Genomic DNA, 13,383 nt, shown 5'->3' with positions numbered 1-13,383 from the left:
TAAAATGAAAAAAATACTATTATTCATCGGGATTTTATTGAACTTAAACATTCTATATTCTCAAAAAAAAGTAATTTTCAAGAAGCATACTGAAGGAATATCAAATATTGATACAAACTTTAAATTTGCTAATGAAATAGAACTCAAAAACTGGGGTAAAAATGAAATATACATTGAAGCATCTGTTAGCCTTAGAAAGAATGATGATAATATCGATTATAATGATATGTATACTTTGAAAAGCAACATATCTAATAACGTTTTAAATATTTATTCTGACTTTGGTGATTTTTTTAAGGGATGTGGAAATAAAAGTAGATATCATCATGAAAATAATAAAAATAGTACTGAACATCACAATGATTGTAATCCTCAGGTCAAGATTAACTATCTAATTTACCTCCCCAAATCTATCGTCTTAAAAGTAAAAAGTATTTCGGGTTCTGTTAATAGCTCTTTAATTAATAGCAAACTAGATCTAGATCTTATCAGTGGAAATATTTCTATTAAAAACTACACTAACGATTTAAAACTAAAAACGATTAGTGGAGATATTGATATTTTTATTTCTGACACAGTATTGCAAGCAGAGACAATCACAGGGAAAATTTACTCTAATACAGACATTAAATTGAGGCATTCAGATAAAGAATTAATTTCAAATAAGATTCAAGGAATTGTTGATTCCGGTAAAAACAAATTAACTTTATCTACTATTTCAGGAAACATATATCTAAGAGACAAACACTTAAAAAACGAATAAATGTATCGAATAAATCTTAAAAAAATAACTGTACTTCTATTACTACTCACTTTTTTTTCTTGTAAAAAAGCTGATAAAAGTACTTCTTTTAAGGCTTTCATAGACCTCATTAATATGGTTGATGATAAAATTCAGGTAACTTTAGTCGCAAATAATTTCACAGCTACATCTAACTTGTTTTATATTCCCGAAATAATCCCTGGTACGTATGTGGATTTAGATTTCGGACAATACATCCATAATTTAAATGCCGAAGACAATCATGGTAATACACTAAAAGTTGACCGTAAAGATAAAAACACATGGTATATTCATGATATTCATAAATTACACAAAATAACCTATTGGGTAGACGATATAATTGAAAGAGAAAATCCAAAAAAAATATCTCATGGTAAAGATCAAATGCTAGCTACCTTTGGTACAAATTTTGAGAAAAACGATAATTTCCTACTCAATATGCAGGCTGTTATTGGATACTTTTCAAATCATAAAGATGTACCCTATAATATTAATATCTCGTACCCAAAAAATTTAGATATAGCTTCATTATGGAATAATTATTCTACAATTACTAAAGACAGCACCAAAATATCTTCTTTCCAATTTGATCGTTACTTTTCAGTAATAGACAATCCAATACTTATTAGTAACCATCAAAAAATAACATTTAATGTTGATAACCTCGAAATAGAGTTCATCTTATTTTCTAAATCAGAAAAAAGAGATGTAATAGGAATAAAAAAGGGTATTGAAGAATTAATTATAAAACAAAAAAAATACCTTGGTAATTTTAAATACCCTAAGAAATATACAATTATTTTATACGAAACACCTGCTGCATTTCACTCTGATGTTGGATGTTTAGAACATTATTTTGGAACTCAAGGTATATTTAGTGAAGAACTAGGGAACGACTATCTTGCTGGGAGGGTTAGGGATATTTTATCTCATGAGTTTTTTCATCTACTAACACCATTACAACTCCATTCTGATCAAATTCATGACTTTACTTACAATAATCCACAAGAAATGTCTCAACATCTATGGCTTTATGAAGGCGTCACCGAATATTTTTCTAATATTTATCAAGTAAATCGAAATATAATTAGCGAGAATGAATTTTACAAAAGACTCTTGAAAAAATACTATAATTCAAAAATATATACAGATAGCTTTCCTTTAACAACTCTAAGTAAAAATATACTAAAAAAAACCTATTCAAGAGAATATAATAATGTTTACCATAAAGCTCCTTTAGTTGCCATGGCATTAGATATTATGTTAAGAGAAAAAAGCAAAGGGGAGTATGGAATTTTACAGCTTATCAAAAAATTATCTGAAAAATTTGGAGAAAAACGACCATTTAAAGATGATACGTTTATCGATGAAATTATCAACATCACAGATAAAGATATCGGTAATTTCTTTAATAATCATGTGAAAGGAGGTATTCCAATCCCATATGATTCTATTTATAAAAAAGTAGGACTGAAATTAATAGAAAAAGAAGTTAGCACTAATTACTTCTCTCACCCAACAAATAATTCTTTAGGAGTTTATTTAAATAGAAACGAAAATAATAAATGGTTAATCGGTGGAATATATCCAATGAATGATTGGCAAAAATCAATAGGCCTAAAAAAGAATGACCTCCTTATTTCTGTTGATAATATAAATTGCAATGGCTTACAGGATATATTGACTATTATTGATAAATCTTTATTGTGGAAGAATAATGAAATTATAGAAATAAAGGTTTTAAGAAACCAGAAAGAAATTACTCTAAAAGGAAAAGCTTTTCCTCCAAAAGTAATGCAACTATACCTGATTGAAGACAGTAATAATTCATCAAAAAAAATAGTAGAGTTAAGAAACAGTTGGCTTTATAAATAAACTGAAATAAAAACAATATCACTAAAAACTTAGCACCATCAATAACCTCTTTTTATTTTAGACAAAAAATAGAGGATTAAAAACAACGATTCGTGATATTGTTTTTTTTTATTGAAAGACTGAACTAATTATCAAAACATTACCCCTATGATTAGTATGTTATATTAAGAAGCTTTTTTTAATCCTTTTATATCTATATACCTCTGCAATTGTTGGATTATCGGCACATTTTTTTATTAGTTGTAATTTATCACCAGCCCTAACCTCTCCTTTTTTTAAAACTTTAAAATAAATACCAGAAAAATCTTGTTTCCAAAACTGTTTTACAATTTTCATATTATTAAATCGCACTCCTAACTTCATACAAGGCTGTCTTGGTTTAGTTGCCTCTAAAATTACCTCTCCTGCCTTATAAATATCTCCAACATAAACTTTCGACTCATCTAAATCAGTAATAGTTAAGTTCTCACCAAACATTCCGAAGTTCCATTCTAAATTAGAATACAGTTTCTTCCAATAATCATAATGTTTAAAAGAATATCCGTATACTGCTTTATCAATTCCACCATGATGTTCTCTATTACAAATAGCATCACCTTTAACCTTCTCTGTATTCAAGAAAATAGCATGCCTTGTTGGATATTTAAAAATACCTGTTATTACTTTCTTCCCTTTCCAATCTATTTCTTTACGTTCTCCTATGTTGGTTGCAATAATTTCCATCTGCAAATATTTTTGACTTGACTAATTTTAATTTTTAATCAAAAAATTTTCAAGAACATTCGCAATTTTTCGGTTATCAGATAATTGAGGTATTTTATTTTGTCCTCCAAATTTACCAATTGACTTCATATATTCATGGAAACCTCCTTTTTTCACTTTCCTTACAATTAGAGTCTTTAAAATTTTACCTTCAATTAAATCTTTATAATAAATATTCTGAGCTTGCATTGATACATCTATTTTCAATGCCATTTCTTCGAGGTTTTCTGGTTCGTTTTCAAACTCGATAAACCACTCATGATATGGCAATCCTGATTCAGGGTTTACCTGTGGAGCCACTGTAAATTCACTTATATTTATATCTGTTCCTTGAATGGCATCGTTTAAAGCCTTTTCAACTTCCTTACCGATAACGTGTTCCCCAAAAGCAGAAATAAAATGCTTAATTCTTCCTGTAACCTTTATTCTATAGGGTTTTAATGATGTAAACTCAACTGTATCTCCAATATTATAACCCCATAAGCCTGCGGAGGTATTTAAGATAATTACATAATTAACACCTAATTTTACATCTTTTAAAGATATTCTTGTTGGGTTTTCATTATAAAATTCTGACGACGGAATAAATTCATAAAATATTCCTGAATTTAATTGCAATAGCATTCCTTTTTCTGTTTGAGAATCTTGATATGCTATAAAACCCTCTGATGCAGGATACAACTCAACATAGTCGATCTTTTTACCTATTAAAGTTTCAAATTTATTTTTGTAGGGTTCAAAATTAACTCCTCCATAGACAAAAAAGTTAAAATTTGGAAAAATTTCAGTAACCTTCTTCCCTGTTTTTTCGATCAATTTCTCAAAATAGACTTGAACCCAAGAAGGTATTCCGCTTATTACCGTCATGTTTTCTGAAACGGTTTCCTCTACAATTTTATCTACCTTTTCATCCCAATCCTCAATACAATTAGTTTCCCAACTTGGCAATCTGTTTTTTAACAAATAATTTGGTACATAATGCGCAGCAATACCGCTGAGTCGTCCTAATTTCACTCCATTTTTATCATCCAACTTAGGACTTCCTTGTAAAAATATCATTTTACCATCAACAAAACTTGCGTTTTTTGTTTCTGCGATATAGAATAAAAGGGCATTTCTAGCTGCTTTTATATGAGTTGGCATCGATTCCTTGGTTATTGGAATGTACTTGGCTCCTGAGGTAGTACCGGAGGTTTTTGCATAATATAAAGGCCTTCCTTTCCAAATTACACTATCTTCACCTTCAACTACACGATCTATATATGGTTTCAACCCTTCATAATCATTAATAGGAACGCGCTTTTTAAAATCTTCGTAATCATTAATAGAAATAAAATCGTGATCTTTTCCAAAAGCAGTTTTACACCCTTCCGAAACTAAATATTCAAAAACTTTTTTTTGAGTCTTGTGTGGCTTACTAGCCCATTTATATACTTGTTTCCTAATTTGATTTGCAAATGGAATTGCTAATTTTGACTTGATACTCATTTATTCAAAAGATATATAGTTAGTTGGATTTACAGAATACCCATCGTTCCATAATTCAAAGTGTAGATGAGGACCTGTTGTAAGTTCTCCAGTAGACCCTACATTTGCGATTACTTCTCCTGATTTCACAAACTCTCCTTGCTGTTTTAATAAAGTACCATTGTGTTTATATACTGACAGAAACTCATTTGAATGCTGAATCATAATGACATACCCTGTTGCTGCTGTCCATTCGGATATAATTACAGTTCCGTCTGCTATTGCTTTAACCGGTGTTCCTTTTTTTGATACTATATCCACGGCGTAATGTTTACTTTTTACATCATAAGATTGTGAAATAATTCCTGTTAAAGGAGCGAAAAAAACGTTTTTAGCCCTATCTTCGTTAACATCAGATAATGGAAATCTATCTTTACTCTCAATTTGCTCTCTGAATAAAGAGTCTTTTTTAGTTGCTAATAGTTTTGATTCATCCAAATCAAGTCCATTATCATTTATGTTCACAATTGAATCTATCTTTTCTGGTTTGATTTCTCCTGTTAAAACAGGTTTTAAAGCGCTTGTATAAGCCTCTAAAACTTCTAACCTACTCTTTAAAGAGTCCGCTTCATAGGTTAACCTAGTCGCCTTTTTCTTTAGAGAAGTCGAAGAATAGCCAGGAATATATTCTCTTAATGACGTAAATGCTATTAAGAGTGTTGTTAACACTATCAATAAAATTGAAAAAAGACCACCTAAAACAAAAACATTTAATCTTGATAGTTTTAATGAAAACCTTTCCTGAAAAGTATCCTCATTTAAAATTACCAAACGGTATTTATCTGTTAGTTTTTGTTTGAACTTTCGTTTTTTATCTTTTCTGGACACAGTCTACTAATTTATAAGTTCAAATATACAATGAAGTCTTTTAACTTTTTCATCATCTTATCTTCTGTTTTCTTTTTTTTGAAAATTTCAAAAATATTTTCTGTTGAATCATAAATAGTTCAAAACTTCGACTGATTATTCGACACCAATATTGGTAACGCTTTATATTTGAAATTTCCAAAAAAGAAAAAGAGAATATTTTTTCTTTGTATAAATTAAAAAGTTAAAAAACAACTAATAGCTATATGTGCTTTTAATTCTGATATAGAAGACACAAAAGAATGTTTTATTTCGATAATTTAAGATTCTAAATCATGGTGTATTTGTAATATCCAATCTAATTAAAATCGAATACGTACGAAATGGATATAGAGAAGGTATTGGTACTTGACAGATTCTCTTCTCCTTCAAACGCTGAGGGTATGTTAAAAACATAACCTAAATCTATATCAAAATTCCTATTTGAATATTGAATTGGAACATATAACTGTGTATTAACTAAGCCATAATCTTCATGATATTGATATAAAGTGATTTGACGACCTCTAAATGTAAAAGTTCTTGCCAACTGAACTGTTTGTTGACCCACGGTAACTCTTAACTCTGGCTTCAATTTAAATTGACTTGATCCTTTTTCAAAAAATTTAAATTCTTTATAGCCACCAAATACAAATTGAGAGGCATTTTCACTTCCAAATAAATAGCTAAAAATGATATCAGCTCCTATACTTTTGCCTTTATTGTCAAACTCTACTCCTGCATTAAAGCTATTTTTAAAGGGATTATATTCTGGATTATTGTAAAAGTAACGATCATAAGAAACAGACCACCTCAACCTGTTACTTTTCACAATATTATTCCCATAACCCAAAGAAATAGAAGTAAAATCCCATTTTGGATCAAATTCACTAAAATAGGTAGCTCCAAAATTTAGAAACAAACCAAGTGAATTAAAATAAGTTATCTGAGGAGCTATATTAAACTGATCTATTCCAACATCCCTTCCCGAAAAGTAGGTATTGTTATTGTAATCAATAGAAATAACTAAAAAATCTGTTTTAAATTTAGCTAACTCCAAAAATTTATCAAAACCTTCTTCATTAATTATATTACTTATTATTTCATTTTCATCATCAGTAAAATCATGTTCTATAACTTGTCCATATGTTAGAGACACTGATATAATTAATAATAAAAATAAAACAATATTTTTCATTTGCTTTTCAACAAAAATAATTTTCAATTCAAATCTGAGACTCCATTAGAAACATATACAATATTAAAATAGGTGATTATAAAAAATTAATTTATAAATATCACGATAAACATTGTGTTCACATCAATTTCTAACTCTTTTGTTTTTTACTCTTTGCATATTTCTTCTTATGTTTTTTTTTGCTCTGACTTTGTCTTTATTTGATACTCGCTCGCGAATTAAATTCTTTTGCTTAGTTGTTAAAGTTGCTCTAAACTTGGCTTTTGCTAATCTTATATTTGTTTTATTTTTTGAAATAATCTTCTTCTGTGAGTTCGTAAGCGTTTTTTTTAGCGCTCTCTGCCTTTGAATTTTAGATAACTTTTTATTTTTTAAAATAGCTCGTTGTTCTTTAGAAAGCGATGCTTTAAAGTATGCACTATTTTTTTTAATCATTTCTTTTTGAGAGCTCAACAACTCTTTTTGCTCGTTAGATAAGTCCAACTTTTCTATCTCTTTTTGAGCAAAAACATGAAAGAAGCTCAATAACAACAATATTAAACTTATATTTTTCATTTTTTCCATCTTTATCTTTTCTGTTATTATCTATCTGTAATAAAATTTTACAAATACAGATCTTTTTCTTATTTGACCTTCTTCAATTAAAAAGTTTTAACTATTAATCATAACTTTACTTACTCTGTAAAAACTTCCTCTGTTAACAGTTTATCATTTACAAAACTATCTAATATAGCATCTAATTCATTATCATCAGCTAATGCAGTTGCAATTAAAATATCTGTTTCTACCGATGAAGAATTACTTCGGAAAGGATTGTAAATAGCAAATCCTATAACCAATGCAATTACAGCGGCCGAAGACCACAAGAGTATTTTTTTAGATAAAGAAATCACTTTGTTCTTAGAATTATTAATTGTCTTATCTATTATCGAGTTTTTTGACTTAATAAAGTAATCTTTAGGTAGTTCTAAACCTAGATCCTCTTTATGTTTTTTCTCTATATCCAAATCCAATGTATTGCGATACATAAAGTTATTATTTTGTTTCTTCATAACAAACTATGCTTTAATTTTTTCTATATAGGAAACTACTGTTATATTCTTTTCTATGTGCCTTACAGCACTATAATAATGTGTTTTTATCGTATTTTCACTCATCTGTAATAACTCTGCAACTTCTCTAAATTTTAGATTATCATAATATTTCAATTGAAAAACTCTTTTTTGCTTTTCTGAAAGTAGCTCTAAAACTTCATTTAGCCTAATCTGAGCTGCCTTTCCATCAAAATACTCGTCTCCTTTTAAATTTATTAGAAACTGACTATCAAAACTCTGCATTGACAAGGTCTTTTTTCTATTTTCTTTTTCTATAAATCGAATAGACTCATTGTATGCTATCCTATACATCCATGTGTGTAAAGAACTTTCTTGTTTGAAAGTTTCTATACTTTTAAAAACTCTTATAAAAGTATTCTGTAAAACATCATCTGCATTTTCATGCGTTCCAACTATTTTTCTAATATGCCAATATAAACGTTCTTGGTATAGATCTAGTAACTTACTAAAAGCTTTTTCTCTATGTTTTTTACTAATTAATTGTTTTACAAAAATAGCTTCATTCATGTGGAAATTTATAGAATATTAATATTATATGATTTAAGAAGATTAAAACACTATGAAAAGTCTTTTTTATTCTTATAATTTACAAATTTAATTTGATAATATTTTTTATTTATTGAATTGAGCCCGTATTAAACACCAGAACAAATACTTAAATTATTTTAAAAAAACCTTCTTATAAATTTTTTAAAAATCCAGTAAATAATACGGGATTGATTTTATTTCATAAATGTTACTGCATATGCTTTATTTACATATTGTGCTCTGTGGGGCGTAGCACTCATTTGTGAAAAACTAATAAAAAACAATAACCTCCTCTAATCAAAGTCTCAATTCAAAATATGTAAAAATCTATTATACCAAATAATCACGAGTTATTTTTAAGCCCATACTCAGATTCGATATAAATACTAAATGTTTATATACCTTTTAAATTTCTGACAATAGCACAAGTGTATTGGCTATCGATTAATGGTAATATATTCGGTAATATTTAATCTTTGTTTTTTGGAGCAGTATTGTGTTATTTAAAATATTACCTTATTACATTTAATTTAAACCCGCATTATACTTTGAACACCTATCACAAAATAAAATAATAAACAAAATGAATAAATAAGTCTTCCTAATACTTTTTGGTATTAAATAATACGGGTTTTTCATTACCCCTAAATTTTACTTTTTCTTTTATCTTTCAATACAATTTCTCTTTTTACGCCATTTTCGTCCGTTATTGTTGCTAAATTGTCACACTCGCCATCTCCAAAATCTATTACATAACTTTCTGTCTCTTTTATTATTTGAGAAACGCCACTTACTATATACTTACAAGCATACTTCCTCTTTAATGGAGATTTTATGCTTGTTTTATAAAATTTTCCATTTTTATTGACTGATTCCCAAAAACCAATAACTAAAAAAACATCATCTTCTCTTTCTATCGAGTTACTTCCTTCAATCATCTCCTTTATTCTTTCCCCTTTTTTAGAAATTATCTCGCCTGTTGATAAGCTCATTGTCATATCAACAATAAATACTCTCTCTGGGTTTCCATTATCATTCTTATCTACCTTTGATAAATATATATTACCGAATACTTTAGTATCATCAACCGAAAACTCCTCAAAAGTAGTCTCTTTTATAAAAATCTCATTTTCTTTAGCATATTCAATAATTATCTTGCCCGCAAAAATTCGGCCTCTTCTTCCTTCACATCCCTCACCAAAATTTAACGTCACTATTTTACCATTTTCAGTTTCTTCAATAGTTCTTATGAAACAATCTGAATTATCATCAAGAACAATCTTTTTCTTTTCTGACACCTCTGATTTAAGTAAATTATCTTCAATTATATATTCTATGTCTGCGACATAATCGTCTGTCAAAACCACATTTTGAATTTCTTCCGTAGGCAGCGCTTCATTGATTGTCAATGGTTCTTCATCAGATTCACAAGAAGCCAATGTTAATAAACCTAAAAATGAAAAGACACACACATTTCTGCTAATAAATTTTACGATCATAATTTCTACCTTTTTAAAGTTAATTAGCTCTTTGACCCATTAAGCCTTAAAAAGTTTTAAAAAAATATTAACTAAAAATCAAACAGACACTTATTATCAAGCCATAAAAAAACAGAAAACTCCCCTATCGGAGAGTTTTCTGTTTTTTTATGATGATTTCTAGTTACAATTTTTTATAAAAATTCATTTCATCAATATAACGCCATACAGCATCTGAGATAAGTGGGCGTATCGATTTTTGTTCTTTAATTCCACTTCTGATCATAGTAGATGATATTTGTACTACAGGAGCCTCTACTCTAATAATCTTAGGATGATTGTGAAACCTAGTTTCAATAACTCCTTCTGAAATTCTAGGATACACATATACCTGATAATCATCTAAAATAGCCTCATAATTTTTCCATCTATGAAAACTTTTTAAATTGTCTTCTCCCATAATAAGACTGAACTTATTATCTGGATATTTCTCAGTAAGTTGTATTAGTGTAGTTATGGTATAATTTGGTTGTGACAACTTAAATTCAAAATCTGATGGTTTAATTTTATCATAATCTTTAGTAGCTAAATACACCATTTCTAATCGATGATAATTATCAAGTAACGAGTTTTTTTTCTTAAAAGGGTTATGAGGAGTAACCATCATCCATATTTCGTCCAAGTCAGAGTTTTCAACCATATGATTTGCTATAATCAAATGTCCTACATGAATAGGATTAAAAGTTCCAAAATACAACCCAATATTCTTACTCATTATTTATTTATTTTATTCATTAACTATTTAATTCCTAAAAACTCATCCACTAAAAATTCAGCATCTTTAAGCGCTACTTCTAAATCATAATTTTTGATAATTTTATCAAACTGAGGTGCCGTTGCTAATTCAACAGAAGCCTTTGCCACTCTTGATGCTATTTTTTCATCACTTTCCTCTCCTCTATTTTTTAATCTTCTAATGAGCTCATTAATATCTGGAGGTTTCACAAATACCGCTAATGTTCTATCGGGAAATTTTTCTCTAATTCTTAACCCTCCAACGACATCAATATCAAAGATGACATGTTTTTTTTGATCCCAAATTCGTTCAATTTCTGTTTTTAAAGTTCCATAAAAATTATCCTTATATACTTCTTCCCATTCTAGAAACTCACCTTTTTTAATTTTTTGTTTAAAATTCTCTAGAGAAATAAAATAATAATCCTCTCCGTCTTTTTCATTACTCCTTGCCGCTCTTGAAGTAGCTGAAATTGAAAATTCAAGATTGAAACGTTTTTTAGCTAAAAGATGACGTACAATAGTAGTTTTTCCAGATCCAGACGGTGCCGAAAACACGAATAATTTGCCTTGAAAACCCTTTGCCATTATTTATAGTATATTTAAAATTTGTTCTTTGATTTTCTCTAGCTCATCTTTCATTTGTATCACGCTTTTCTGCACAGGCGCGTAGTTGGCTTTCGATCCAGTCGTATTTATCTCCCTACCGATTTCCTGTACAATGAAACCTAATTTTTTTCCGTTAGAATCTGGCGTAGCTAATTGTTCTAGGAAATAGTCTAAATGATTAGCTAAACGTACTTTCTCTTCATTAATATCTATTTTCTCCAGATAATAAATAAGTTCTTGTTCAAATCTATTATCATCTACCTCTGTTTCGATTTCGGACAAAGCTTTTTTAAGACGTAATTTTACATGCTCAATTCTTTCGTGGTCTAACTTCTCTATATCGCAAAGCCCGTTTTTAATATTTGCTATTCTTTGCTTAAAGTCACTTTCTAAAGATTTTGCCTCATCGATCCTGTACTGAACAATCTCCTTTGTAGCCTTTTTGATACCTTTTTCAATTTCTTCCCATTCTTTTTCATCTAACTCCTCTCTTTCTGTTTTTAAGGCATCTGGCATCCTAATAGCCATGTTAAGCAATTCTACATCTTCTCCTGTGCCTGATTGAATAATATTTCTTAGCTGATTCATATACTCCTTAACAACCCCCTTATTTACAGTAGTTGTCGTTTCATCTGCAGTAATTTCAACAAAAACTGAAAAATCTATCTTTCCTCTTACTAAATCGCTTGCTAAACCTTTTCTTACTTGAAGTTCTTTTTCTTTATAATACGAAGGCATTCGAACACTAAGGTCCAAAGTTTTACTATTCAATGATTTTATTTCAATTGTAATTTTTTTTGTCGGTAGCTGTAAAATAGATTTACCATACCCAGTCATTGAGTGGATCATAATTTCAATTTTATTGGATGCAAATATACATTTATTTATCAGTAGTTTCTTTTCCTTGAATTGTAACCAGATATACTCCTGTAAATATAAGTATGGTTGCTATAATTTTAACGGTATTAAGTGAGTCACTTCCTACCATCAAAGCGTAAATAGTAGCAACAACTGGTTGTAAATAAATAAATACACTTACCGTAGTAGGTTTCAGTTTTGATAATGCAAATAAATTAAACAAGTATGTTACACAGGTTGAAAAAACAATTACAAATCCTATTTTTGAGTAGATTGAAAATGTCATTGAGGACCATTTTGCAATGATAATTTCATTCCACCCAAACGGTAAAACCATAAAAAAACCAAAAAGGTACAACCATTTAACAAATATAATTGGGTTATACTTTTGAATAATATCTCTAACAATTACTAAAAATAAACCGTAAGAAGCTGCGTTTATAAAAACAAGTAAGTTTCCAAGCATCATGCTTTTCGCTCCTTCTCCGCCTGCGTTCCCATATAGAATTAATATAACGGCGCCCACGAGGCCTATTACAACCCCTAGAACTTTTTTTAAAAACAACCTCTCTTTTAATATTAAACTAGCAAAAACTAGCACTAAGATTGGAGCTGTTAACATCATTACAGAAGCGCTAATTGGTGTTGTATAACTAAGTCCTTTAAAAAAAGTAAGCATGTTAAGTGCAATACCAAAAAAAGATGCAATAACAATTCTCTTAAAATCTTTTTTTTCTATGGCTTGTTTTTTAATAAAAAAACCAATTGACCAAAATAAAATAGCTGCTCCTCCAACTCTCAAAACTATAAAACCAAATGGTTTTAAGTACACAGGCATCACATCCTTTGCAACGGTAAAAGTGACCCCATAAATAATAGTTGCTATTGATGTTGCAAGCAACGCTAATATTCTTGAATTCATTGATAGCTTAAATTAAGAACACAAAGATGAGGAAATATCAACCAACTCTTATTCAAAATAATCATAAATAGAAGTCAAAATGTAAC

General features: G+C 28.9%; 14 protein-coding genes. 2 read left to right on the top strand and 12 right to left on the bottom strand.

Annotated features, from left to right (window positions below):
* Nucleotides 1-4: 4 nt before the first annotated feature.
* Both ACSIGE_RS11170 and ACSIGE_RS11165 read left to right on the top strand, forming a co-directional pair.
* Entirely contained in the window at nucleotides 5-763 is a 759-nt protein-coding gene (locus ACSIGE_RS11170; protein ID WP_440879952.1) for a DUF4097 family beta strand repeat-containing protein, read from the top strand.
* Nucleotides 764-2,659, top strand: a complete 1,896-nt coding sequence (locus tag ACSIGE_RS11165) for a M61 family metallopeptidase (protein WP_440879951.1) — start codon at nucleotides 764-766, stop codon at nucleotides 2,657-2,659.
* Between the two features lie 159 nt (nucleotides 2,660-2,818).
* Here ACSIGE_RS11165 and ACSIGE_RS11160 read toward each other — a convergent pair whose 3' ends face one another.
* The 12 genes from ACSIGE_RS11160 to ACSIGE_RS11105 all read right to left on the bottom strand — a co-directional run bounded on the left by ACSIGE_RS11160 (nucleotide 2,819) and on the right by ACSIGE_RS11105 (nucleotide 13,297).
* On the bottom strand, nucleotides 2,819-3,382 hold the full coding sequence (locus ACSIGE_RS11160) for an MOSC domain-containing protein (protein WP_440879950.1): 564 nt from the start codon (nucleotides 3,380-3,382) through the stop codon (nucleotides 2,819-2,821).
* 27 nt (nucleotides 3,383-3,409) lie between these two features.
* Nucleotides 3,410-4,909: a GH3 auxin-responsive promoter family protein gene (locus tag ACSIGE_RS11155; protein ID WP_440879949.1), complete on the bottom strand. Its 1,500-nt coding sequence runs from the start codon at nucleotides 4,907-4,909 to the stop codon at nucleotides 3,410-3,412.
* On the bottom strand, nucleotides 4,910-5,776 hold the full coding sequence (locus ACSIGE_RS11150) for a M23 family metallopeptidase (protein WP_440879948.1): 867 nt from the start codon (nucleotides 5,774-5,776) through the stop codon (nucleotides 4,910-4,912). It abuts the gene before it with no gap.
* A 337-nt stretch (nucleotides 5,777-6,113) separates the two neighbouring features.
* Nucleotides 6,114-6,992 (bottom strand): hypothetical protein, encoded by an 879-nt coding sequence (locus ACSIGE_RS11145; RefSeq protein ID WP_440879947.1) that lies wholly within the window; start codon nucleotides 6,990-6,992, stop codon nucleotides 6,114-6,116.
* A gap of 123 nt (nucleotides 6,993-7,115) precedes the next feature.
* Nucleotides 7,116-7,547 carry a hypothetical protein gene (locus tag ACSIGE_RS11140; protein ID WP_440879946.1) on the bottom strand — a complete coding sequence of 144 codons (432 nt, stop codon included), beginning with the start codon at nucleotides 7,545-7,547 and terminating at the stop codon, nucleotides 7,116-7,118.
* Nucleotides 7,548-7,666: 119 nt separating this feature from the next.
* Nucleotides 7,667-8,044 (bottom strand): hypothetical protein, encoded by a 378-nt coding sequence (locus ACSIGE_RS11135; protein ID WP_440879945.1) that lies wholly within the window; start codon nucleotides 8,042-8,044, stop codon nucleotides 7,667-7,669.
* 6 nt (nucleotides 8,045-8,050) lie between these two features.
* Nucleotides 8,051-8,614, bottom strand: a complete 564-nt coding sequence (locus ACSIGE_RS11130; RefSeq protein ID WP_440879944.1) for an RNA polymerase sigma factor — start codon at nucleotides 8,612-8,614, stop codon at nucleotides 8,051-8,053.
* Nucleotides 8,615-9,279: 665 nt separating this feature from the next.
* A complete protein-coding gene (locus ACSIGE_RS11125; protein ID WP_440879943.1) occupies nucleotides 9,280-10,134 on the bottom strand; it encodes a hypothetical protein in 855 nt (284 codons plus the stop codon).
* Between the two features lie 163 nt (nucleotides 10,135-10,297).
* Nucleotides 10,298-10,888 (bottom strand): nicotinate (nicotinamide) nucleotide adenylyltransferase, encoded by a 591-nt coding sequence (gene nadD / locus ACSIGE_RS11120; RefSeq protein ID WP_440879942.1) that lies wholly within the window; start codon nucleotides 10,886-10,888, stop codon nucleotides 10,298-10,300.
* Nucleotides 10,889-10,911: 23 nt separating this feature from the next.
* Entirely contained in the window at nucleotides 10,912-11,496 is a 585-nt protein-coding gene (gene gmk / locus ACSIGE_RS11115) for a guanylate kinase (RefSeq protein ID WP_440879941.1), read from the bottom strand.
* A gap of 3 nt (nucleotides 11,497-11,499) precedes the next feature.
* Nucleotides 11,500-12,366 carry a YicC family protein gene (locus tag ACSIGE_RS11110; RefSeq protein WP_440879940.1) on the bottom strand — a complete coding sequence of 289 codons (867 nt, stop codon included), beginning with the start codon at nucleotides 12,364-12,366 and terminating at the stop codon, nucleotides 11,500-11,502.
* A 31-nt stretch (nucleotides 12,367-12,397) separates the two neighbouring features.
* Nucleotides 12,398-13,297 carry a DMT family transporter gene (locus ACSIGE_RS11105; protein WP_440879939.1) on the bottom strand — a complete coding sequence of 300 codons (900 nt, stop codon included), beginning with the start codon at nucleotides 13,295-13,297 and terminating at the stop codon, nucleotides 12,398-12,400.
* Between the last annotated feature and the right edge of the window lie 86 nt (nucleotides 13,298-13,383).

This window comes from Tenacibaculum profundi (assembly GCF_052050075.1).
In the GTDB taxonomy this organism is placed as follows: domain Bacteria; phylum Bacteroidota; class Bacteroidia; order Flavobacteriales; family Flavobacteriaceae; genus Polaribacter.
This window is presented reverse-complemented; position numbering and strand designations above follow the sequence as displayed.